This window comes from Brevibacterium sp. OS20 (genome assembly GCF_056837565.1).
In genome coordinates, this window is sequence record NZ_CM166367.1 from 2838055 (window position 1) to 2860388 (window position 22334).

Sequence of the window (22334 nt, forward strand, 5' to 3'; positions counted from 1 at the left end):
GGCTCTGCTGCCGACGATCGGCAGCCGGCGGAGGAGTGTGTGAGAATGGCAGTCTGCGTCAAGCTACGCTGTGCCCACCGACCACGACTGCAGCAGGAGGTGCCATGCGATCGCCTATCCCGGATTTCCTCGATGAGACGCTCGACCGATTCCGACCGGATCGGTCCGGCGAGAATGCGGACTATATCCCGGACCTCGCCTCAGCGGATCCGGAGAAGCTCGCGATCTGCATCTCCACCCTCGACGGCGTCGAGTACACCTCCGGCGATGCCGACTATGAGTTCTCGATCCAGTCGATGTCGAAGCCCTTCATCTACGGCCTCGCCCTCGAGCAGGAGGGCCTGGCCGGGGTCCTCGAGATGGTCGGCGTCGAACCCAGCGGTGAGAAGTTCAACGAGCTCTCCCTGGACAAGAAGTCGGGTCGGCCGCTCAACCCGATGATCAACGCCGGGGCCATGACCATCCACTCCATCCTCGGCGATCCGGGTGCAAGCTTGGCCGAACGCACGGAGATCGTGCGCGCCGGACTCTCTCGGTTCGCCGGCCGAGAGCTGTCGATCGACGAATCGGTGGCCGACGGCGAATGGCGGGAAGCCTACCGCAACGTCGCCATCGCGAACATGCTCCGGTCCTACGACATCTTCTATGACGACCCCGACGAGGTGGTCCGCGGCTATATCGAACAGTGCGCGATCACCGTCACTGTCAAGGACCTCGCCATCATGGCCTCGACGCTGGCCGGCGGCGGCATCAACCCGCTGACCGGCGAACAGGTGCTCTCCCCCAGGGTCAATCGGCAGGTGCTCGCAGTCATGATGACCTGCGGCATGTACGACGCGGCCGGCGACTGGATGACAGAGATCGGGATCCCCGCCAAGAGCGGAGTCTCCGGCGGTGTCTTCGGTGTCATGCCCGGTCAGGTCGGCATCGCCACGTTCTCTCCGCGGCTGGACAGGCACGGCACGAGCGTGCGCGGAGCAAAGATCTTCCAGGACCTCTCAGATCGGCTGAGCCTGCACATCATGGATGCTCCGGAACCGGCCCGCTCGATCATCCGCCGCGACCGTCGCTTCGTCGACTCTGAGGGCAAAATGGTCCGCATCTGCAGCCTGCAGGGACTCATCCAGTGGAGCGGTTCGGAGAACGTCCTGCGCACGATGGACGAACCCGGTTCCACCACGAACACCTTCGTCCTCGACCTGCGCCGCGTCAACGAGATCAACTCCGTCGCCCGGAGCATGCTCACCGAGGCGCTGTCACGAATGAAGGACGATGGGATCCGCGTGGTCCTGCTCGACCCCGACGACATGATGCAGTGCAAAGGACCGAACTCCGCCCTTCCAGGTGTGCAGATCCTCGATTCGCTCAAATCGGTCAAAGGACTCAAACGCATCCGCGACGATCGTCGTCGGGAGATGGCCGACCGCTCCAACTGACGGGGGCCGGTGGGTGGTCGACAGAGATTTGATAAGGTGAGCCTTACTGAACCCCTGCGCCGAGGCGGCTCCACACTTCAAGGCCGACCGTGAGCTTCCAGGGGCACCCCGTTTGAGAAAGGCCGCCTGTGACGACCGCACCCAACACCCCCGAACGCACCGCACGACCCGTCCGCCAGCAGGCTGTTCTCACCGTGCTCGAGACGACCGAAGTCAGCCCGCACCTGGTGCGGATCCGCCTCGGCGGGGACACCTTCGACAACATCGATTCGAACGATGCGACCGACAAGTACGTCAAGCTCCTCTTCGCCGATCCGGCACACGGGCTCGTCCCGCCCTACGACCTGACGAAGCTGCGCGAGCAATCCCCCGAGAAGCTGCCGAGTCGCCGTACCTACACGGTGCGCGAGATCAACCTGGACGAGAAGTGGCTGAGCATCGACTTCGTCATCCACGACGATGACGGAATCGCCGGACCGTGGGCGAAGAGCGCGAAGCCGGGAGACACGCTGGTCCTCTCCGGCGCGGGCGGCAAGTACGCCCCTGCCGCCGAATCCGACTGGCACCTGCTCATCGGCGACCATTCCGCGATCCCCGCGGTGAGTTCGGCCATCGAGGCCATGCCCACCGGAGCCGCCGGGGTCGTCCTGGCCTATGTCGCCGACGACGCCGATCGCGTTCTGCCCGAGGCGCCGGAAGGCGTCGAGGTGAGATGGGTGGACTCGGACGACGAGCTCATTGCCGCAGTTGAGGGGCTCGAGTGGCGTGCGGGCACTCCGCAGGTCTTCGCCCACGGCGAGCGCGAGACGATCAAGGCGATCCGCAAGATCCTCAAGGACCGCGAAGTGCCGCGGGAGTCGCTGTCGATCTCGGCGTATTGGGCCCGCGGCCGTGCCGAGGACCAGTTCCAGGCCGAGAAGCGCGAGCCCATCGGCCAGATCGACTGATTTCCCTGCCTGGTCACAGCGACCGCTCAGGTCGCCGTCGACCGCTCGAGTTGTCGCCGACCGCTCACGCCATAGGGTGAGCGATCGGCTGGGGTTCAGCTGCGACGGCGGGCGAAGAAGTAGGCCGCTGTGCCGATGGCGATGAGACCGACAGCGATGCCGCCGAGGATGAGGTACTGACCGAGGTCGGCACCGGTGCGCGGCAGCGGGCCACCGTCACCGTCGGCGTCGTTGGAAGCTTCGGAACCGTCTGCACTCGAGCCAGCTTCGCTGTCCGACTCCGCCCCGTCAGCAACCGCACCGTCAGCGCGCGAATCCGCTTCGCTGCCCGCATCGGCCCGAGCGTTGTCGTTCGCACCGGCCTCGGAGTTGGACTCACTGCCGGCCGCGTCAGCCTGAGCATCCTCGTGCGCGTTGTCGTCGGCACCCGCGTTGTCGTCTGCGCCGGCGTCCTGATCTGTCCCGGCGTTCTCATCGGCACCAGCATCCTCGTCAGTCCCGGCGTTCTCATCGTCGCCGTCGTCTCCACCGTTCGCGAGATCGGCCACCGAGTAGAGACTTGTCGTTCCCGAGACCTCATTGCCGACGACGAGCGCAGCCTCATTCGTCGGCGACTCATCGGCGCCGAGGAACGTGATGCCCTCCGGTCCGAGGTCTCCAGCGCTCGAGAGCAGTGCAGCAGGATCCGAGGCATCTTCGATCTCGTCCTCGACGGAGACCGAGAAGTCCCGGTTGTTGAAGTAGGTCGCGAACTTCGGGGCGCTCGGGTCGCTGAGGTCGAAGGCCGCGATTCCGCCGATGCGTTCGAAGCCGACGAACGCGTAGGTCGTCTCCCCCACCTCGCCGATGGTCAGCGCCTCGGGCTCTGGGCCCTTGTCGTCGCTGCGTCCTTCGAGGTTCGACTCGGAATGGTTGGAGTTGAAGAATTCGGGCACCGCCTCGGAGGTCAGCTTCTCGAACTCGTCCCCGGAATCGGCGACGAGCTTCCCGTCGGTGGTCCACACGGAGAATGAGCGGGCGCCGAACGCCACGAGCTCCTCATAGCAGTCGCCGTCTTCGCTCAGACCCAGATCGGTGATGATGTTCAGCCGTCCGAGGTCTTCGTCGCCGAGCTTGTCGGCCAGCGGCGAGGTCTCGCACACCGGTGCGAGGCCGTCCTCGCCGAGGTCCTTGACCCTGGCCGCATCGACGAAGTCGCCCCACTCACGGGAGTCGCCCTCGTTCGCGGTCACGAGGTAATCGGTGCCGCCGGAGGTGAACGTCGAGATCGTATCGGGCATATAGGCGCCCTTGAGCCCCTCGTACTCCGTGATGTTCACGGTCGGAGCGTCCTCGGGATCCCGGTCCGACGCATCGAGTCCGTTGCCGGCCTGGCCATGATCTTTGAGGCCCAACGGGAGGATCTCCTCGACCGACGCCGAGGCGATATCGACGACCGCGATCGCGTTCGCTTCCTGCAAGGTCGCGTAGGCCCTGTCACCGACGACAGTGATGTACTCGGGTTCGAGATTGCGCGAGATCGGCAGGTCCTCTTCGGGTGTGTGTCCGAAGATCCGCACATCCTCGGGCAGGGTCTTCGCTCCGCCGTCCTCGAACTCGTGGAAGTCCGCAGTGTGCACGTCCGAGTCCGACGGCGCGGCCACCTCGGCGGGCAGATCGATGACGGACACCGAGCCTTCGGGGTCGGTCGAGAAATCATCGGCCGGTTCGCCCTCGTTCGCGACCAGGGCATGGCTGCCGTCCGGAGTGACGGTGACCATGTCGGGCAGGGACCCGACGGGAACCTCGCCGAGGATGTCCGCCTCAGGGTCGTTCGCGTCGAAGAACATCACGGTGCCCGGCTGCGTCTTGTCCTCGTCCTCGAGCGCGATGACGCCGAGGCCGTCCTCACGGATGGAGATCGAGTTCGCGGCCCCGGTGCCGGTGATCTCGGAGACCTTCTGCGGGTTGGTCGGGTCGGAGGCGTCGATGACGTCTACGGTGGCCGCCTGGGCGTTGACAGTGAAGACCGTGTCGCCGTGGACGGCGGTGATCTCGGCGGCGGATTCGTCGAATTGTCCGGTTTCGTGGGACCCGAGGAAGCCCATCTCGATCTGCGCGTCCGAGGCCGAGGAGCTGATGGGATCGTCCACTTCCGCGGCGTGAGCGGTGCTCGTGCCTGGCCCCGTGCCGCCGACGGTGAAACCGGTGGCCAGCAGGAGGGCGGCCGCCTGGGCCGTGAGCGTCTTCGCGGACAGTGGGATCGGCATCGGTTCTCCGGGATCGATTGGGCGTCGCGGGCCGACTGAACCCGCAAACACCTATTCATAGGCACCCGGAATGGACCGGTTCCGAACCGCAGATGGACGGATGGTGAACACACTCAGCGACTGCGTCAGTGAACGTCGACCGCTCACGTTATACGTATACAGTGAGCGCTCGGCGCTGAGGCGAGCGGCCGGTGACGTCGCCAGGGAAGACTCAGCCGAGATCGAGGTTGTCGGCCACCTCGGCGACCTTGCGCTTCGCCGCCGCGTCGAGATCGCGGACCGGCAGGGGCAGGCTGTCCGCACTCACGAGCGCGAGATGTTCGGCGATGGCGGCGGTCACGCGCAGGCTTCCGCCGAATTCGGTGAACAGATCCCACAGCGGCTGCAGCTCGGCCGAGAGTTCGCGGGCGAGCTGTGCATTGCCGAGTTCCGCGGCCCGCGTGATCGCGAGCATCGGCTCGGGGATGGTGCCGCCGACCGCCGTATACCAGGCGTCACAGCCGGCGATGAGGCCCTCGGCACCGTAGGCATCGCCGGAGATGCCGATCGTCACCTCACTGCCGATGGCCGCACGGATCTCTCCGATGCGCTCGTCCCATCCGGCGGGCGAGGCCGGTGTTCCGGGGATCTTGATCGAGGCCACACCGTCGAGCCCGGCCAGTCGTGAATAGAGTTCGGTGGTGAACGTGAAGTGCGTGGTTCCGGGGTTGTCGTAGACGACGACGGGCAGATCGGTGGACTCGGTGACGCTGCGGAAGAGTGCGAACACCTCGTCATCGGTCAGCGGCTGATAGCTCACCGGCGCCAGCAGCACCCCCTGCGCCCCGGCAGCTTCGGCGGAGGCGACATTGGCCAGAACGTCTCTCGTCCGCAGTGCACCGACTCCGATGAAAACAGGGATGTCGAGGGCGGATTCGACGCTCAGCTGCGCCACCCGGGCGCGTTCGTCGGTGTCGAGGTAAGCGTGCGAACCGGTCGATCCGAGCGCCGTGATCGAGTCGACTCCGGCGAGGACGAGACGTTCGATGAGACCGACGAAGGCATCCTCGTCGATGGAGTCGTTCTTCACCGGGGTCAGAGGGAAGGCGCTCAGTCCCGTGAACAGGGACGGGTCGGGGGTGTTCGTCAATGATCCTCCTCGGGTGGACGTGGGCCACCGATGGCGCGAACCTCGGGTGGCGGCAACGAGACTCGTGTGGCAGCAGCGGATGGGTCCGCTTGCGTTCAGTCTGCCAGGTCAGTCGAGAGTAGGCAGGTACATCTCGAACCGATCGAAGTCCGGCTGCGCCGAGGCGACCTCCACGGCCGCCGCACCGACGGCGTTGGCAGCCCGCAGCGCGCGCTCCGGTTCGAGTCCGCTGGTCAGGCCGATGGTCAGCGCCGCGCAGTAGGCGTCTCCGGCACCGACGGTGCTCACGGGATTTGCGGGGACCGCCTCGGCGAAGGCGATCTGCTCACCTCTCTGCAGCAGTGCCGATCCTTCCGCCCCGTAGGTGACGGCCACGAGCTTCGCGTTCTGCAGCTGCGGCAGCTGGGAGTACTCGTATTCGTTGACGATGATGAGGTCGGCACGGTCGACCACCTCGGCGGGCAGTTGAAGGGCGGGAGCCGCATTGACGGCGAGGAACCCGGGCACATGGTTCGCGAGCTCGACGATGAGATCGAGGGAGATCTCGAGTTGAGTGAGCACGGCCTCGTCGGCCCGGAATTCGATTCCGTCGAGGCTGACCTCGGCATTCGCTCCTTCGCAGACTGCGATCTGATTCTCACCGTGGGCGTCGACCATGATGAGCGCGGTCCCGGTCTCGGCGGTCGCCTCGGCGATGTCATCGGTATCCACCCCGGCGGAGCGGAGGGCCTCGAGCATTGCCCTGCCGTCGGAGTCTGGGCCGACCGCACCGATCATGCGGGTCCGCGCACCGAGGCGTGCGGCAGCGGCGGCCTGGTTCGCCCCCTTACCGCCGGGAGAACGGGACAGTCTGCCTCCTCCCACGGTCTCGCCGGCGGCGGGAAGTCGGGAAGTGGTGGCGGTGATATCGGCGTTGATGCTGCCGACGACCGTCAGGGAGCAGTCGATGGTCATGGCCCCATTATCGACGATCGAAAGAGGGCGGATCGACGACGATTGTCGGCGATCGGAATCGGGCGGGTGTTGGCAAAACGTGGGCACACAGCGAACATGAGAGAAGCCCCGCGATCCATCTGCACAGATCACGGGGCTTCCCGATCGGGGTGAGTAACGGGACTTGAACCCGCGACATCCGCGACCACAACGCGGCGCTCTACCAGCTGAGCTATACCCACCACATGCGCTGCGCCTTCAGGCGCAGACAGCAAGATACATCTTAACCGCACCCGCCTGACCCGGGCAAACCAGAACCGCCCCTTCGGCCCGATGAGACGCAGATCTCATTACATGCAACGATTCAGTAGCGATCTATAACGGTTTCGGAAAACTGGTAGGAGCGACCCTCGACATTCATTAGTATTGACTCGGCCCTGTCCTCGATAGCTGTCAAGGAACCCTGTACATGCCTCGTGCGTTGATCTCCGTCTCTGATGACGGGTTCACCTACACCACCCTCAACGGGGCGACGAGTCGCTATTCGGACACCGGACAGGCCATCTCCTACCTCGGCGACTATGCCAAGGAGACCGCGACTCCCCTGACCGTGACGATCGACGACGGTACGAAGACGACCGAGATCGGCATCGATGTGAATGGCCGAGTCGGGGCGGTTCCCAAATACAACACCGGCGCCGAGGAGGTCGCGGACGAATCATCGACCGCTTCGTCCGCGCATGGTTCGGCTGAGACGGCCGGACAACCGGACGACGCCGACCAGAACACAGGCGGCGAGAACACGAACGGCCAGAGCACACACGGCCAGTCCGCCAGCGGGCAGAACGGCTTCGCAGCCTATGACGACTCATCAGGGTCGAACGGCGACAGCTACCCGATGGGCACTCCGTTCTCCGGACCGGCCGCACCGGCCACGCCGACAGTGAAGAAGACACCGGTGCGCAAACGGTCGACACGCAACCGTCCGCAGCGACTGAAGAAGATCACCATCCCAGGACTCGTGCTCATCGGTCTGGCGATCCTTATGATCGGCGCCTTCGTCGTTCCCAATATCGTCCCCATCGACTCCCCCGATACCCCGCAGACGATCGGTTCGGAGCAGCAGGTCAACCCCGCCTCCGAACTCTCCGTCGACAATACCCAGGACATAGTTCCCAGCTACGACAACTCCCCCACGTGGGAAGCCGAGGTGCCCAAGCGCGCCTCGGTGACAGCCTCCGATCGCGGCGTGCTCCTCGTCAACGACAACCGCCTCGAAGTCCTCGACGCCGACACCGGCAAGTCCCGGTACAAAGCCAAGATCGATCAGTCCCCGACCTTTGCCGTCGATACCGTCATCGACGGCCGCCCGGCCCTGCTGTGGCAGTCGGGCAATACCGCCGAGGCGCTCTTCGACGGGGAATCGAAGCCGAAGACCTACCAGTTGCCGGAGAAAGCCCGCATCACCTCCGCAGGCAAGAGCGTGCTCATCAAGTCGGGCAACAAGCTCTCGACCTTCGGCGCCGAGGGCCTGGAAGACGTGCCCACCCCGCAGGCCGGCTCGACACCGATGGCCATCGACGATGATGAGATCTTCAGTTCGGACTGGAACGGTCCGGTCACAGCGAAGAACATCAAGTCCGGCGACGAACGCAGCATCAAGCTCGAAAGCCCCGGCGACGAACTGAAGATCATCGACTGGATCTCCGCTGGCCACGGCAAGGCGATCACGTTGTGGGGCGAACAGGGCGCTTCGACGAACTCGGGTCACAGGATCCAGCTCGTCGTGCACTCCCTCGACGACGGGTCGATCCTCTCGACCGTGACGACGACGACCGACATCGTCGGCGAGAAGTCCTGGGTGCGCGGGCAGGCCGGAGAACGCGCCTACATCGGTCCGTATCTCTTCGACCTGGAGACGGGTCTGCTGCTGATGGACGTCTCCAGCCGTGATATCCATCTCTCCGAACCGCGCGGATCCATCGTGCCCTGCACGATGGACACGAGCACCTCGTGCCTGCTCGCCGGCAAACAGGCGTTCAAGACCGACACCGACCTGCTGGCGGTCGTCGACAAGGGCAACGAGGCCCTGGTGCTCGGTGACGACTCGACCGTTCGCGCATATCCGAAGAAGTCAGAGACGCAGGATCGCTGATTCCGCGCCACGGCGAAACACGCCTACGGCTTTAACACATCTGGCCGAGACATTAAGATAGTGCCCGATGTGTCTGAACGTCATGTCCCCTTGACCCAATGAAGTCGGAATCCCCACCGCGAAGGAACGTAGTGCCAGTCTCACACAGGTTCAGCCGCAGAGCCGCCGCAATCGGCGCCGCGCTTGCCCTGGCAGCACTACCCATCTCGGCGACGTTCACACCTGCATTCGCGCAGCCGAGTCCGACCCCCACAGCCGAAGCCAGTTCGAACGCGGAGGCAGGTGCTTCCGCCGGAGCAGATTCCGATTCCGGCGATGACGCTGGTTCGACAGCCGACGGCACCGACGGTGCCGACGCCGATTCGAGCAGCGCCGACAACGGCGTGACCGAAGTCGAAGCCGCAAAAGAGGGGGACACCGATCCGGATCCCGATCCCGAATATGACGAAGCCTGTGCACCTCCTGAAGAGGGCGACCCGGTGCCGGGCACCAACGGACCGTGCAAAGTGGCGGAGCCGCTGGAAGCCGAATGGCACCCAACATCCAAAACGATGACGGTGGCCGAACCGGCCGGCAAGCCTGAAACCTTGCCGAAGAGTTGGGTCGGAAAGCCTTTCAAAGCCCCCAAACAGGCGATGAAGCGCATTCCGGCACAATCGTCTGACACCCATTCCGGGGACTCGACCACGAACGACTCCGACACCGACGACAGCGGCCAGCCCGTCGCCGAAGCGACCGCACAGGCTTCTATCCCGGACACTGTTCAGTTCAACAAAGACGGCGTGATCGTTGGTGCCGACGGCTCCGGTCCAGTGAAGTTCGAGAACTTTGATGCCGGTAAGGGGCCTGATCCAAAGTGGACTTTCGCGCTCAACAACGGTGGCCAGATCGCCGTCACCGACGGGCAGCCCTACCCTGATGACGAATCCGGCGACGACGCCGAAGCATCCGCCGACCCGGAGGGCGCCGATCAGGACGGCTCGAACTCCGATACCGACAGTGGGACGGCGGACAGCGATCCCTCTCCAACAGCGGATGGGTCGACCTCATCCGAAGGTGCCGAGGCAGACAGTGACCCGGACGGCGGCAAGACCGCCAGTAAGGACGGCGCCACCTCCGACGACGGCTCTGCGAACGACCGCGGGGCCGGCAAGGACGGGTCGTCTGCGGACAGCGACACCTCAACGGACAGCACCACCTCGACCGATGGCTCCACCTCATCGGATTCGGGATCGAAGGATCGCGCGAACTCATCGGGCGACAAGGACTCCGACGGCCGAGAATCTGACGCCGACACCGGCTCAGGCTCGGACGGCTCACGCGGCAGCGATTCCGACAGGTCGGGCTCCGATTCGGACTCCGGCGACGATGACGAGAAGGAATCGGACAAGGATGGTTCCGGCTCGTCGATCGGAGCCTCTGATGCCGACGGCACCACCCCGGACCCGTCGAACGGCAACGGCTCCCCCGATGATGAGCGCGAGACCATTCCCGGCAATGCTGGTGATGAATGGCTGCCCGGGGATGACGAGGATACCGAAACCCCTGACTACTCGGACCCTGTGCCTCGCAACCCCGACGAGCCTGCGCCCAAAGACGATACGGACCTCATCACGGGTGGCGATCAGCCGTCCCCGCGAGCCAACCAGAATCCGGCGACCTCGTTCGGCGAATCCATCATCTCCACGATCGTCAGCTCCTGGCCCATCTTCGTCCTCGCCGCCTCCGGTATGGCCGCGGTCGGGTTCATCATCTACCTCATGGGACGCCGCGGAAAACAGGAGTGAGGCCGCCTGGACCTCTTCGACTCCGAACTGCGAGTCATCGCCGCTGCCGAGCAGCTCGTTAGCGGACTCGGCAGCGATGACAACCACACCGTTGCCGCTGCCGCGATGGACGCCTCCGGTCGCATCCATACCGGCGTCAACGTCTTTCACTTCACCGGCGGGCCCTGCGCGGAACTCGTCGTGATCGGTGCCGCCGCGGCAGCGAACGCCGGACCCCTGGTCACGATCGCAGCGGTTGGCGACCGGAACCGCGGTGTGCTGGCCCCGTGCGGACGCTGCCGTCAGGTCATCCTCGACCTCCATCCCGATGCGCTCGTCGTCGTACCCGACGACACCACGGGCCAGACGTCGATTGCCCCGATCCCTGCCCTGCTCCCCCACTCCTATCGGCACCCGGATTCTGATCCCAAACGGCTGCTGAGGTTCCACGCTAGATACTTCGAGGCCGTCGCGGACGGGACGAAGACGCTGACGGTGCGGTGGAACGAAGGCCACTGCACGGGTCCGGCTCTGGCGTACTTCGAGAACACCGCGCATGGCACGCCCCCCGTGGAAGTCGCCTCGGTGATGGTGAAGCGACTCGACGAACTGCGATCTGAGGATCTCGACCTCACCCGCTCGTGTGGATTGGAGCGGTATATCGCCAATCTCCGCGGTCACTACCCGACCATGCCCGCGGACGCGAGCGTCGAGATCGTAAGATTCCGTCGAACCGCGGCCGATATCTGACACTCGCAGTGCCCAGCCGCTAAGCTGGACAGCGAAGCACTGTGGCACAAGGTCACAGACGCAGCAAAGCATTCTCGACCGGGAGGACTCGACCCGATGACTGACAACGTCTACACCTCAGATGTGACCGTCGACCAGGCGACAACCGCGCAGCTCGCGGAGTCGATCCGACTGCGCGAGGAGCGCATCGCCGAGAACATCGACGAGCTCGTCGGCCGCATCCACCCGAAGGTGCTGGCGACGCGCGCCGTCAACAAGGCGAAGTCCGAGGTCGTCGAGGAAGACGGCTCCCCCAAGCCCGAAATCATCGCACTCGGTGCCGGTGCCGTCCTCGGTGTGGCAGCCCTCATCGTCGGACTCTCCGGTCGCAAGCGTGGCTGATGCCGCACTACCGATCCGGATGCTCCATGACCGGATCCTGCTCGAACCCAGCGCGGAAGCCGGGGAACGCAAATCCTCGGCGGGAATCGTCATTCCCGCCACCGCCAGCATGGGCAGACGCCTCGTGTGGGGCAAGGTCGTAGCGGCCGGCCCGCACGTGAGGCAGGCCAACCTCGGCGACACCGTCCTCTACGATCCCGAGGAACTCGCCGAGGTGGAGCTCGAGGGACGCGCGTATGTGCTGTTGCGCGAACGCGACGTCCACGCGATCTCCGAACCGGCCGAACAGTCGAGTTCCGGAATGTATCTCTGAAGTGCCTCCGGGCATCGAGGACGAATCCGGTGCGGTGGAGGGACTATTGATCAGCGGGTTCCGGGTCGCCGGATTCGCGGGCAAAGGGACTCTGACCAGGGGCTTGCGACCTTCATCACAAAACTGAATATGGGCCGATCTCGGTTTGCATGATCGGTCGACACCTGAGTAATATTAATTCTCGTTGCACAGCATGTGCGGCAAGCACCTCTAGCTCAATTGGCAGAGCAACTGACTCTTAATCAGTGGGTTCCGGGTTCAAGTCCCGGGGGGTGCACAGCACAGAGAGAACCGCCTTCGACTTCGGTCGGAGGCGGTTCTTTCGCATTCACACCATCTGCCGGTGGGGTTCTGTTTCCGGCGAGGAGCATTCGCCTGCGGGATTTGCCAATAGCCCAACTGGGGGTGAGCAGCCCATGCTTGAAACTGGGCTGCTCACCTCGGAGTGGGCTATTGCGGGATTCCGGCCGGGCCGCTCATGGCGTACGGCTTGCCGCCCCGCGGCTCAGTCCTGGCCGGCGCGGGCGTAGGCGCCGAGCACCTGGCGCTCGGAATCACCGAGGTAGGCGCCGAGGATCTTCGCCGCAGCCACCGGCCCCTCCGTGCGATAGATCTCGACGACTTCCTTGTTGCGGCCGATGAACGGCGCATGGAGGAAGTCGAGGACCTCGACCTTGAGGAAGGCCAGCCGCAGCTCGGCGAGCACATTGGAGAACGACTGCATCAGCCGCCTGCTGTCCGAGAGCGAGACGACGGCATTGTGGAACTCCATGTTCGCCGTGCCGACCTCCAGCCAGTTCTCTTCGGCAGCGAACTTCTCGGCGGCTTCGACGGCCGCCTCCATCCTCACGGCGTTCGGGTGATTGCGCGGAGCGTGCTCGAGCACCGAGCACTCGACATGATGGCGCACCCGGTAGATGTCGACGACATCGGCGGTGCTCGGTGACGCCACTGAGACGCCTCGGTGCGGGATATGCGTGACCAGGCCCTGCTCCCCGAGGACCCGGAACGCCTCACGCAGAGTATTGCGCGAAACATCGAATTCCTTCGCCAGCGCGGTTTCGGACAGCCGCTCACCGGGGCGCAGCTCTCCAGCGATGAGGCGGTCAGTGAGCCTGTTGACCAGGGACGAATCGTGATTCACCTCTCCATCCTACTGAAACAGCACCCCGAACTCCCATCCGTCCGTCGACAAAGCGACTAAGAAAAGTGTGACCCCCGTCTATGTTTGTTGAACAATGAGTGCTAGATTGTTTACCACTTCACGTGTGCCAGGACACAGACATCGCTGTTCTCACCCCATCGGCGCACACGAAGGAACAATTGACCACCAGACAGTCGGAGACTCCCATGTCACACGCACCGGAATCCCAACCGCCGGAATCCTCTTCTACGGATGGGGCCGCCTCGGGCCTTGACAATGCCAAGAGCGAAATCGGATCCAAGATCAGCCGCAGCGCGATCATCGGCGCCATCTTCCTCATGGCCACCTCGGCGATCGGTCCGGGCTTCATCACCCAGACAGCCACATTCACGGCTCAGATGGGTGCGGCCTTCGCCTTCGCGATCTTCGCGTCGATCCTCATCGACATCGCCATCCAGCTCAATATCTGGCGGATGGTGACCTCCTCGGGCAAACGCGCAGCCCAGCTGGCCTCCTCGGCCGTGCCGGGTTCGGGCATCCTCCTGTCCGTCCTGATCGTCGTCGGCGGACTGGCCTTCAATATCGGCAATATCGCCGGTGGCGGCCTCGGCCTCAATGCGCTGCTGGGCATCGACCCGAAGCTCGGCGGACTGCTCACCGGCGTCCTGGCGATCGGCATCTTCCTGTTCAAACGCGCCGGAAAGGTCGTCGACGCCGTCGTCCTCGTCCTCGGCGTCGGAATGATCATCCTCACCTGTGTCGTCGCCATCGTCTCGAACCCGCCGGTCGGTGAGGCGATCAAACAGTCGTTCGTGCCCGACACCATCAACTTCGCCACCGTGACGACGATCGTCGGCGGCACCGTCGGCGGCTACATCACCTACTCCGGTGCCCACCGCTATCTCGACTCGGGCAAGACCGGCCCGGAGAATGCCGGTTCTGTCATGCGCTCGGCTCTGTCGGGGATCCTCGTCACCGGTGTCATGCGCTACGTCCTCTTCCTCGCCATCCTCGGCGTCGTCGCCTCCGGCGTCGCTCTCGACCTCGACTCGAGCGTGGCCAACCCCGCCGGTCAGGCCTTCGCCGCAGTCCTCGGCGATGCGGGAATGCGCATCTTCGGCGCGATCTTCTGGGCCGCGGCTCTGAGCTCGGTCATCGGCGCCGCCTACACCTCGGCGACGTTCCTCTCGGCGTTCTCCAAACGCCTCGAAGGCGGCTGGCCGCTGCAGCTGGCGACGGTGTCCTTCATCGTCGTCTCGCTCGTCGTCTACCTCGTCCTCGGCACGGCACCTGCCACACTGCTCGTCTTCGTCGGCGGCTTCAACGGGCTTATCCTGCCGATCGGTCTGACGATCTTCATGTACATCGGCTGGTTCAGGCCGCGCCTGCTGCGCGCTGATTCGTACCCGAAGTGGTTGCTCATCATCGGCACCGCGGCAACACTGGTCACGTGGTACACGGCCACACAGTCCATCGGCCCCATCTTCGCCATGATCGGAATCGGAGGGTGACATTGTCTGTCAACAGCGAACTGAGAATCGACCTCAACTCTGACCTCGGGGAGAACGTCCCCGACCGTGTCGTCAGCGACGATGCCGCCATGCTCGGCCTCGTCACCAGCGCCAACGTCTCCTGCGGGTTCCATGCCGGCAACCCGGAAGGCATCCGCGCCACCGTCGACGCCGCCACGAAGGAAGGTGTCGTCATCGGGGCCCACCCCGGATACGACGACTACGAGGGCTTCGGCCGCCGCGCCCTCGACGTGCCCGCCGCCACTCTGCAGGCCCAGGTCGAATACCAGATCGGCGCGCTCATCGGCCTGACCACAGCCGTCGGCGGAACCGTCTCCTACGTCAAACCCCACGGCGGTCTCTACAACGCGATCGTCCATGATGAGGCACAGGCGAAGGTCGTCGTCGACGCGATCACAGCCATCGACGACTCGTTGGTCTTCCTCGGACTCGCCGGCAGCGTGGCCAACCGCGTCGCCGCCGAAGCCGGGCTGACCGTCGCCGCCGAGGCCTTCGCCGACCGGTCCTACAACCCCGACGGCTCCCTGGTCTCCCGGTCGGAGCCGAACGCTGTCCTCCACGACCCAGAGGCCGTGGCCGCCCGCGTCCTGCGCCTCGTCCAGACCGGGCAGGTCGAAGCCGTCGACGGCACCCTCGTCGACGTCGACGCGCAGTCCATCTGCTTCCACGGCGACAGCCAGGGATCCATCGACATGGCCCGGGCCGCCCGTGATCTCCTCGAATCCGAAGGCGTCACGATCGCCGCCTTCGCCGGAGCCGGACGATGAACACTGCCACCACCAGCACATCTGCCATGGACACGATGCGGGCTGCGGGTGCGGAAGCCCGCGCACGCATCCGGGCAGGATTCGACGGTCCCACCTCGGGGATGGCACCGGGACTCGTCCAGGCGAACCTCATCTCCGTCCCCGCGGACTGGGCCTTCGACGTTCTCCTCTTCACCCAGCGCAACCCGAAGCCGTGCCCGGTCGTCGACGTCCTCGAACCCGGACAGCTGGCATCCGCACTCGCCCCCGGCAGCGATATCCGCACGGACATTCCCGGCTACCGGATCTGGGAGAACGGCGCCCTGACCGACGAGGTCACCGACGCCACTTCAGTCTGGGAGCAGCATCCGGACCTCGTTTCCTTCCTCATCGGCTGCTCATTCACCTTCGAAAACGGCCTGACCGAAGCGGGCATCCCGATCCGCCACCAGGAGGCCGGTCGCAACGTGCCGATGTACCGCACGTCGACGGCCTGCCGTCCCACCGGCCGGATCAGCGGAGACATGGTCGTGTCCATGCGCCCGATCCCGGCCTCCCAGGTCGCCGAGGCAGTGCGCATCACCGACCGCTTCCCCGCCGTCCACGGTGCACCGATCCACATCGGCGAACCCTCCCAGATCGGCATCGATGACCTCGGCGCCCCGGATTTCGGTGATGCTCCGGCCATCGAAGACGGCGACATTCCCGTCTTCTGGGCCTGCGGAGTCACTCCACAGGCAGCCATCCAGGCGTCGGGAATCCCCTTCGCGATCACCCACTCACCTGGGAAGATGTTCATCACTGACGAACCGGAAGACACCTACCGCCAATGACCTCGACACCTCCGGCCGACTCCCTGACCTTCCACACCGCCTCCACGCGCCACCTCCTCGTCGAATGCGCGGACCTGGGCACGACGATGGCCCTGCACCACAGTCTTGAAGCCGCTGATCTGCCCGGCGTCACCGAACTCATCCCCGCCGCCCGAACAGTGCTGATCAGTTTTGATCCCGCACGCACGAACGCCGAGATCCTCGCCGAGGCAGTGCGCGGGCTCGGGCACACCGAGTCGGCCTCGGATGCGGCCCGTGAGGTGACGATCGATGTCCACTACGACGGGGACGACCTCGCCGAGGTGGCCGACCTCCTCTCCGTCTCCCCCGCCGAGGTGATCAAACGCCACCAGGCCGCAACCTGGCAGGTCGCGTTCGCCGGGTTCGCCCCCGGCTTCGGCTACCTCGCCGGCGACGACGAACTCTTCAACGTTCCCCGCCGCTCGTCCCCACGCACGCGAGTGCCCGTGGGATCGGTGGCATTGGCCGGCGAGTTCACCGGCGTCTACCCCCGCTCCTCCCCCGGCGGCTGGCAGCTCATCGGACGCACCGACGCGAAGCTGTGGGACCTGGACCGGGAACCACCGGCCCTGTTCGTACCCGGCACGATCGTGAAATTCGCCGAGGCGGGGCGCGAGACCGTGGAGGTCGCGAGCTCGAGTGCGGGGTCAGGTTCGTCAGGTTTCTCGGGTTCGTCAGATTTCTCAGGTTCGCCAGGTGCGGCGTCGGATTCTGCGGTGGATTCAGCAGCGGACTCGGCGTCCGATTCGGCGACTGCTGCCACCCACTCCCTCGAGGTGCTGCGTCCCGGGCTGCAGCTGCTCGTCCAGGATCTCGGTCGCCCCGGTTTCGCTTCGATGGGAGTCTCCGCCGCCGGTGCCGCCGACCGCACCGCGTTGACCACCGCCAACCGTCTTGTCGGAAATGCTGAGACCGCTGCCGGGTTGGAGAGCTTCGGGGGCGCAGTGCTCCTGCGTTCCACGGGAGACGGCGTCGCCGCTGTCACCGGGGCCGCCGGAGCGATCACCGTGACCGCTGCCGATGGCACGGTCCTCACGCCCCGCCTCGGCGAGGCCTTTGCCCTGGCCGACGGGGACGAACTCGAGCTCGGACCAACCGAGCGCGGAGTCCGCCGCTACCTCGCCGTGCGCGGTGGAATCGCTGTCGAGACGGCTCTCGACAGCAGCTCCGCCGACACCCTGGCCGGGCTCGGTCCGGCCGCTGTGGACAAAGGCACCACGGTGGGAGTGCACGATCCGCGGACGGCGCCCCACCTCGTCGATCCCAATCCCACGCAGCCAAGGGATCTTCCGCAGGCGGGTGAGACCGTGACGCTGAGCGTGACGCTGGGACCGCGTGAGGATTGGTTCACCGAGGCCGGGATCGAGACTCTGCTGTCACAGGAGTGGACGGTCACCCACGAATCCGACCGGGTCGGACTGCGCCTGAACGGTGAGGTTCCACTCGAACGTGCCCGCACCGGAGAGCTGCCCAGCGAAGGCGCGGTCACCGGTGCCCTGCAGGTTCCGCCGAACGGTCAGCCGGTGCTCTTCGGACCCGACCACCCGCTCACCGGCGGCTATCCGATCATCGCCAGCGTCGATGATGTCGACCTCGCCGCGCAGCTGCCTCCCGGCGTGAAGCTGCGCTTCACCACCTCTGCCCGACCGACGTCGAACGCCCACCCAGCCGAGGCGTCCCGCACCGCAGCAGAATCCCGCACCAACGAGAACGAAGGCTGAACAATGTCGAGAATCCTCATCGCCAACCGCGGCGAGATCGCTGTCCGCATCATCCGTGCCTGCGCCCAGCACGGGCACACTTCGGTGGCTGTCTACGCTGATCAGGACGCCGACGCCATGCATGCCCGGTTCGCAGACGAAGCGTTCGCTCTGCCTGGGACGACAGCGGGTGACACGTACCTCAACATCGATGCGATCCTCTCCGCAGCGAAGTCCGCCGGTGCCGATGCCGTCCACCCCGGGTACGGATTCCTGTCCGAGAACGCCGATTTCGCCGCCGCCGTCGAAGCCGCCGGCCTCATCTGGATCGGTCCGACCGCGGACACGATCACGGCCCTCGGCGACAAGGTCACGGCCCGTCAGCTCGCGCAGAAGGTCGGCGCTCCCCTGGCACCGGGCATCGACCGTCCCCTCGAGAACGCGGCTGAGGTCGAGTCCTTCGCCGCCGAGGCGGGACTGCCGATCATCATCAAAGCCGCCCACGGTGGCGGCGGACGCGGAATGAAGATCGTCCACGAGCTGTCCGAGGTAGCCGGTGCCTTCGAATCGGCGACCCGTGAGGCCGTCGAGGCTTTCGGTCGGCCCGAGTGCTTCGTCGAGAAGTTCCTCGAGCGTCCCCGCCATGTCGAGGTCCAGATCGTCGGCGACGGTCAGGGTCGGGTCGTGGCCGTCGGTGACCGCGACTGCTCCGCTCAGCGGCGCAATCAGAAGCTCATCGAGGAAGCACCCGCCCCGGGACTGACGGATGAGCAGCGTGAGCGCCTGCACCGTTCGGCCGAAGCCATCTGCGCCGAGGTGGACTACCGCGGTGCCGGCACCGTCGAGTTCCTGCTCGCTGCCGATGGCACCATGACGTTCCTCGAGGTCAACACCCGACTGCAGGTCGAACATCCCGTCACCGAGGTGACCTCAGGGGTCGATCTCGTCGCCGAACAGTTCCGCATCGCCTTCGGACAGGGACTGTCGCTTGAGTCGACCCCGCAGCCGGTCGGTCATGCGATCGAGCTGCGCATCAACGCCGAGGATCCCGGCCGCGGCTTCCTGCCGACTCCGGGACACATCGATGTCCTCGACGTGCCCGGGGGCCTCGGCGTGCGCTGGGATTCCGGTGTGCGTGCCGGTGACACCGTACAGCCGGCCTTCGATTCCCTCTTCGCGAAGCTCATCGTCCACGGTCCCGACCGTGAGCAGGCGATCGCGCGCACCGTGACAGCGGCAAAGGAACTCCATGTCGAGGGTCCGGCCACGGTGGTGCCGTGCTCCCTGGCGATCCTCACCGATGAGGCGTTCACCGGTCTCGGCGTCGACGGTGTCGACGGCATCCACACGCAGTGGATCGAGGCCGAGCTGCTGCCGCGCTTCGAGACTCAGGACCGCCCGGCGCCGGTCGCCGATGGCGAGATGCAGCGGATGTCGATCGAGATCGATGGGAAGCTCACCACGATCGGACTGCCCGCCGGACTGCTCGCTGCGCTCGGCTCGGTCGGTGGGACCGGTCAGGGCGGCACGGGTCAAGGCGGCGAGGCCGGTGGCGCCGGACACGGTGGAGCCGCCTCGGCGAGTGCCGGGGATGTCACCGCTCCTGTGCCGGGCAGCCTTGTGGACTTCCTCGTCGAAGACGGCGCGCAGGTGGCGGCCGGTGACGAGGTCGCTGTGCTCTCGGCGATGAAGATGGAGACCCGGGTCGAAGCCCCGGTCGCGGGAACGCTGCGCCAGGTCGCGGCGGTCGGCGACGTCGTGGCGGTCGGGCAGGCCATCGCACGGGTCGACTGAGACGGCGGGCTGCCTCGGCGAAAGGATCGGTCGAGGTGACTGCGTGCATCGGTCGAGGCATCGGGCTCGGCAACGGAATAGAGTGGTGGTCAGCAATGGTTGTCCATCATGGAGACCACCCCAATCAAGAGGAGCATTCATGTCACGTCTGTCGGTCGGCGACACCGCCCCGGAGTTCACCCTCGTCAACCAGGACGGGAAGTCCGTCAGCCTCAGCGATTTCCGAGGTCAGCGGGTCGTCGTGTACTTCTACCCCGCCGCTATGACCCCGGGCTGCACGACCGAGGCCTGCGATTTCCGGGACTCGCTGTCGGCACTCAAGGCCGCCGGAATCGCCGTCGTCGGCATCTCCCCGGACAAGCCGGAGAAGCTGCAGCAGTTCATCGAGAAGGAAGGTCTCAACTTCGACCTCCTCTCCGATGAGGACAAGACGATGATGACCGAGTGGGGTGCCTTCGGCGAGAAGAAGAACTACGGCAAGGTCGTCCAGGGCGTCATCCGCTCGACCGTCGTCGTCGATGCCGAGGGCAAGGTCGAACTCGCCCAGTACAACGTCAAGGCCACCGGGCACGTCGCCCGCGTGCGCAAGGAGCTCGGCATCGACGCTGCCTGAGTCTGCTGCAACTTGAGCGTCGGGCGGGCTGAACTGCCCGTGCTCAACGTGAGCATCGGGGCGGTCCGAGTTTTCAACAACTCGGGCCGCCCCTGCTAATCTTGAGGACGTTGTGGCCGCGAGGGTGGCCGCTTCAGCGCGAGTGGCGGAATTGGTAGACGCGCTGGATTTAGGTTCCAGTGTCTTCGGACGTAGGGGTTCAAGTCCCCTCTCGCGTACCGCGGTCCCCGGCGCGGAAGTCGACAGGCTTCCGCGCCGGGGACTTTTCTGTCGTCACTTCTGTACGCGAAGAGACGCGGAGAACGTAGTGTGGTCATTGGTGCACCGAACCTAGTGAGAGGACTGCAGATGACGACGTCCCCGGCCCCGACGATCCGCCCCACCGCTCCTGCCGACGAGGCCCGGTGGAAGGAGCTCTTCCGCGCCTACCGCGAGTTCTACCGACTGGAGCCCTCCGAGGAGATCGTCTCTCGCGTGTGGTCGTGGCTGACCGACTCCGCCCATGAGTGCCAGGGACTCGTCGCCGAGGCGGACGGATCGATCGTCGGAATCGCCGACTATCGTCGTTTCTCGCGTCCCTCGACAGGCAGCGTCGGCATCTGGCTCGACGATCTCTTCACCGATCCCGAGGCGCGCGGCCGAGGTGTGGGTCGTGCATTGATCTCCCGGCTGCAGATGATCGCCGCGGCCGAAGGCTGTTCGGTGGTCCGGTGGATCACCGCCGATGACAACGCTCAGGCTCAGGTGCTCTATGACGATGTCGCAGCGAAGACGAACTGGCTCACCTACGACGCGAAGCCGACGGAGTCGTGAGCACGGAGTTGCCGAGTGAGGAGAGGCCGAGCTCGGTGGAGCCGGAAGAACAGGCAAGCTCAGCGAACGCCGGTGATGACCGCGAGGTGCTTCTGTGCTGCCTGCTGTGGGCGCGCGAAGGACGGGCTGAGGCACTGACAGCCTACGAGAACGGTGTTCTCGCGCTCATCTCCGAGCACGGAGGGCGCGTCGTCAATCGTGCCAAGAGCGACGGGGCTCAGGGGCGTCCCAACGAGGTGCAGTTCTATCGGTTCGAATCCACGGAAGCTCTCGATTCCTACCTGTCGGATCCGCGACGTCGGGCGCAGGCCGCCGAACGCGATCGAGTCATCGCCAGGACGGAGCTGTTCCCCGTCAGCTTTCTTCCGAGCGAGTGAGGTCCTGCGCGAAGTGCTGCTGTGCGAGCAGGACCAGCGCCTCGAGCAGCGGTCGGCGCAGCACGCTGCCGAGGACGACTCCGCGGATCCGCTCCTCCAGACTGTCTGCGTCGCCGATCGCGTCGAGGTCGGTGCGACCGACGTCTTCAGCGGCTTCGACATAGGCGTCGAGTCGGTCGAGGATCGGAGTCAGGTTCTCCGCAGTCAACATGGCAACCGCCTTCACAGCCGCCCGATAGGCCGGTGATGACGTCGCGCAGTGCCATCCTCGCGCGGTGATCGCGCGGTCGAGTATCGCCGAGGCGGCTGTATCGTCCGTCTCTGCCTCGCCGATGAGCGCGTCCTGGGTGACGCCCATCGCTTCGACTTCCGAGGACGGCTCGTTCACCGCGTCGACGACGGCTCGCGCCTTCGCCAACGGCAGTCCGGCCACCGACGTCAGCGCCCGGATGAGGCGCAGCCGCTCGAGGTGAGTGCGATCATACACGGCTTGATTCACGCTTGTCCGTCGTCCCGGCTTGAGCAGTCCTTCGCGAAGGTAGTACTTGATGGTCGGCACGCTGAGCTCCGAACGACGGGACAGCTCCGCCATCCGCATCCCCGACTTCTCCGCTGATTCCTGCATCGTCATCTCCTCCCGGCACTGCCGGCAATGTTCAGTGACTGATCTTGCTCGACCCTAGCAGATACCTCTACTATCTA

20 protein-coding genes and 3 tRNA genes are annotated in these 22334 nt (G+C 65.5%); 17 read left to right on the forward strand and 6 right to left on the reverse strand.

What is annotated here, in order from left to right; genetic code table 11:
- Window positions 1-104: 104 nt before the first annotated feature.
- Both ACVZTU_RS12710 and ACVZTU_RS12715 read left to right on the forward strand, forming a co-directional pair.
- Window positions 105-1436, forward strand: a complete 1332-nt coding sequence (locus tag ACVZTU_RS12710) for a glutaminase (protein WP_139908515.1) — start codon at window positions 105-107, stop codon at window positions 1434-1436.
- 128 nt (window positions 1437-1564) lie between these two features.
- Window positions 1565-2383 carry a siderophore-interacting protein gene (locus ACVZTU_RS12715; RefSeq protein WP_139468913.1) on the forward strand — a complete coding sequence of 273 codons (819 nt, stop codon included), beginning with the start codon at window positions 1565-1567 and terminating at the stop codon, window positions 2381-2383.
- Window positions 2384-2478: 95 nt separating this feature from the next.
- On the opposite strand, the gene ACVZTU_RS12720 is transcribed toward ACVZTU_RS12715, so the two are convergent.
- The 4 genes from ACVZTU_RS12720 to ACVZTU_RS12735 form a co-directional block, all read right to left on the reverse strand.
- Window positions 2479-4632 carry a choice-of-anchor I family protein gene (locus ACVZTU_RS12720; protein WP_482400517.1) on the reverse strand — a complete coding sequence of 718 codons (2154 nt, stop codon included), beginning with the start codon at window positions 4630-4632 and terminating at the stop codon, window positions 2479-2481.
- A 211-nt stretch (window positions 4633-4843) separates the two neighbouring features.
- Window positions 4844-5761 carry a dihydrodipicolinate synthase family protein gene (locus ACVZTU_RS12725; protein WP_482400518.1) on the reverse strand — a complete coding sequence of 306 codons (918 nt, stop codon included), beginning with the start codon at window positions 5759-5761 and terminating at the stop codon, window positions 4844-4846.
- Between the two features lie 108 nt (window positions 5762-5869).
- Entirely contained in the window at window positions 5870-6715 is an 846-nt protein-coding gene (locus tag ACVZTU_RS12730; protein WP_482400519.1) for a ribokinase, read from the reverse strand.
- 148 nt (window positions 6716-6863) lie between these two features.
- Window positions 6864-6936: transfer RNA gene (locus tag ACVZTU_RS12735), tRNA-His, on the reverse strand.
- A gap of 227 nt (window positions 6937-7163) precedes the next feature.
- Between ACVZTU_RS12735 and ACVZTU_RS12740 the strand changes: the two genes are divergently transcribed.
- From ACVZTU_RS12740 to ACVZTU_RS12765, 6 genes are all read left to right on the forward strand, one after another.
- Window positions 7164-8849, forward strand: coding sequence for a hypothetical protein (locus ACVZTU_RS12740; RefSeq protein ID WP_482400520.1), 1686 nt, complete (start codon window positions 7164-7166; stop codon window positions 8847-8849).
- A 131-nt stretch (window positions 8850-8980) separates the two neighbouring features.
- Window positions 8981-10636, forward strand: coding sequence for a hypothetical protein (locus ACVZTU_RS12745; protein WP_482400521.1), 1656 nt, complete (start codon window positions 8981-8983; stop codon window positions 10634-10636).
- Between the two features lie 36 nt (window positions 10637-10672).
- A complete protein-coding gene (locus tag ACVZTU_RS12750) occupies window positions 10673-11365 on the forward strand; it encodes an ASCH domain-containing protein (RefSeq protein WP_482401755.1) in 693 nt (230 codons plus the stop codon).
- Between the two features lie 96 nt (window positions 11366-11461).
- Complete coding sequence (locus tag ACVZTU_RS12755; protein WP_062862037.1) at window positions 11462-11746, forward strand: DUF3618 domain-containing protein; 285 nt, start codon at window positions 11462-11464, stop codon at window positions 11744-11746.
- Window positions 11739-12059 carry a GroES family chaperonin gene (locus ACVZTU_RS12760; RefSeq protein ID WP_039209700.1) on the forward strand — a complete coding sequence of 107 codons (321 nt, stop codon included), beginning with the start codon at window positions 11739-11741 and terminating at the stop codon, window positions 12057-12059. Before ACVZTU_RS12755 ends, ACVZTU_RS12760 begins: the two co-directional genes overlap by 8 nt.
- 204 nt (window positions 12060-12263) lie before the next feature.
- Window positions 12264-12336 (forward strand) — tRNA-Lys (locus tag ACVZTU_RS12765).
- 228 nt (window positions 12337-12564) lie between these two features.
- Here the strand turns inward: ACVZTU_RS12765 and ACVZTU_RS12770 are convergent.
- Window positions 12565-13203, reverse strand: coding sequence for a GntR family transcriptional regulator (locus ACVZTU_RS12770; protein ID WP_139908521.1), 639 nt, complete (start codon window positions 13201-13203; stop codon window positions 12565-12567).
- A 206-nt stretch (window positions 13204-13409) separates the two neighbouring features.
- Here ACVZTU_RS12770 and ACVZTU_RS12775 point away from each other — a divergent pair, with 206 nt between their 5' ends.
- The 9 genes from ACVZTU_RS12775 (at window position 13410) to ACVZTU_RS12815 (ending at window position 21632) form a co-directional block, all read left to right on the forward strand.
- Window positions 13410-14714 (forward strand): NRAMP family divalent metal transporter, encoded by a 1305-nt coding sequence (locus ACVZTU_RS12775; protein WP_259357777.1) that lies wholly within the window; start codon window positions 13410-13412, stop codon window positions 14712-14714.
- Window positions 14711-15502, forward strand: coding sequence for a LamB/YcsF family protein (locus ACVZTU_RS12780; RefSeq protein WP_482400522.1), 792 nt, complete (start codon window positions 14711-14713; stop codon window positions 15500-15502). The genes ACVZTU_RS12775 and ACVZTU_RS12780 overlap by 4 nt, the downstream gene beginning before the upstream one ends.
- The gene (locus ACVZTU_RS12785; RefSeq protein ID WP_482400523.1) at window positions 15499-16314 is read left to right on the forward strand and encodes a putative hydro-lyase; all 816 of its coding nucleotides are present in this window, start codon (window positions 15499-15501) and stop codon (window positions 16312-16314) included. The genes ACVZTU_RS12780 and ACVZTU_RS12785 overlap by 4 nt, the downstream gene beginning before the upstream one ends.
- Window positions 16311-18056 carry a 5-oxoprolinase subunit B/C family protein gene (locus ACVZTU_RS12790; RefSeq protein ID WP_482400524.1) on the forward strand — a complete coding sequence of 582 codons (1746 nt, stop codon included), beginning with the start codon at window positions 16311-16313 and terminating at the stop codon, window positions 18054-18056. The genes ACVZTU_RS12785 and ACVZTU_RS12790 overlap by 4 nt, the downstream gene beginning before the upstream one ends.
- A gap of 3 nt (window positions 18057-18059) precedes the next feature.
- Window positions 18060-19829, forward strand: coding sequence for an ATP-binding protein (locus ACVZTU_RS12795; protein WP_482400525.1), 1770 nt, complete (start codon window positions 18060-18062; stop codon window positions 19827-19829).
- A gap of 139 nt (window positions 19830-19968) precedes the next feature.
- Window positions 19969-20442, forward strand: coding sequence for a thioredoxin-dependent thiol peroxidase (gene bcp, locus ACVZTU_RS12800; RefSeq protein WP_101553572.1), 474 nt, complete (start codon window positions 19969-19971; stop codon window positions 20440-20442).
- 136 nt (window positions 20443-20578) lie between these two features.
- A tRNA-Leu gene (locus ACVZTU_RS12805) sits at window positions 20579-20660 on the forward strand.
- Window positions 20661-20790: 130 nt separating this feature from the next.
- Window positions 20791-21255 (forward strand): GNAT family N-acetyltransferase, encoded by a 465-nt coding sequence (locus ACVZTU_RS12810; RefSeq protein ID WP_139468923.1) that lies wholly within the window; start codon window positions 20791-20793, stop codon window positions 21253-21255.
- Entirely contained in the window at window positions 21252-21632 is a 381-nt protein-coding gene (locus ACVZTU_RS12815) for a hypothetical protein (RefSeq protein WP_248283994.1), read from the forward strand. The genes ACVZTU_RS12810 and ACVZTU_RS12815 overlap by 4 nt, the downstream gene beginning before the upstream one ends.
- Here the strand turns inward: ACVZTU_RS12815 and ACVZTU_RS12820 are convergent.
- A complete protein-coding gene (locus ACVZTU_RS12820) occupies window positions 21610-22257 on the reverse strand; it encodes a MerR family transcriptional regulator (RefSeq protein ID WP_482400526.1) in 648 nt (215 codons plus the stop codon). The two genes, ACVZTU_RS12815 and ACVZTU_RS12820, sit on opposite strands and share 23 nt — an antisense overlap.
- Window positions 22258-22334: the final 77 nt, after the last annotated feature.

Coding starts and splice junctions, on each gene's coding strand:
- ACVZTU_RS12710 (WP_139908515.1), top strand. CDS start 105: ATGCGATCGCCTATCCCGGATTTCCTCGATGAGACGCTCGACCGATTC.
- ACVZTU_RS12720 (WP_482400517.1), bottom strand. CDS start 4,632: ATGCCGATCCCACTGTCCGCGAAGACGCTCACGGCCCAGGCGGCCGCC.
- ACVZTU_RS12730 (WP_482400519.1), bottom strand. CDS start 6,715: ATGACCATCGACTGCTCCCTGACGGTCGTCGGCAGCATCAACGCCGAT.
- ACVZTU_RS12740 (WP_482400520.1), top strand. CDS start 7,164: ATGCCTCGTGCGTTGATCTCCGTCTCTGATGACGGGTTCACCTACACC.
- ACVZTU_RS12755 (WP_062862037.1), top strand. CDS start 11,462: ATGACTGACAACGTCTACACCTCAGATGTGACCGTCGACCAGGCGACA.
- ACVZTU_RS12775 (WP_259357777.1), top strand. CDS start 13,410: ATGTCACACGCACCGGAATCCCAACCGCCGGAATCCTCTTCTACGGAT.
- ACVZTU_RS12785 (WP_482400523.1), top strand. CDS start 15,499: ATGAACACTGCCACCACCAGCACATCTGCCATGGACACGATGCGGGCT.
- ACVZTU_RS12790 (WP_482400524.1), top strand. CDS start 16,311: ATGACCTCGACACCTCCGGCCGACTCCCTGACCTTCCACACCGCCTCC.
- ACVZTU_RS12795 (WP_482400525.1), top strand. CDS start 18,060: ATGTCGAGAATCCTCATCGCCAACCGCGGCGAGATCGCTGTCCGCATC.
- bcp (WP_101553572.1), top strand. CDS start 19,969: ATGTCACGTCTGTCGGTCGGCGACACCGCCCCGGAGTTCACCCTCGTC.
- ACVZTU_RS12810 (WP_139468923.1), top strand. CDS start 20,791: ATGACGACGTCCCCGGCCCCGACGATCCGCCCCACCGCTCCTGCCGAC.
- ACVZTU_RS12820 (WP_482400526.1), bottom strand. CDS start 22,257: ATGCAGGAATCAGCGGAGAAGTCGGGGATGCGGATGGCGGAGCTGTCC.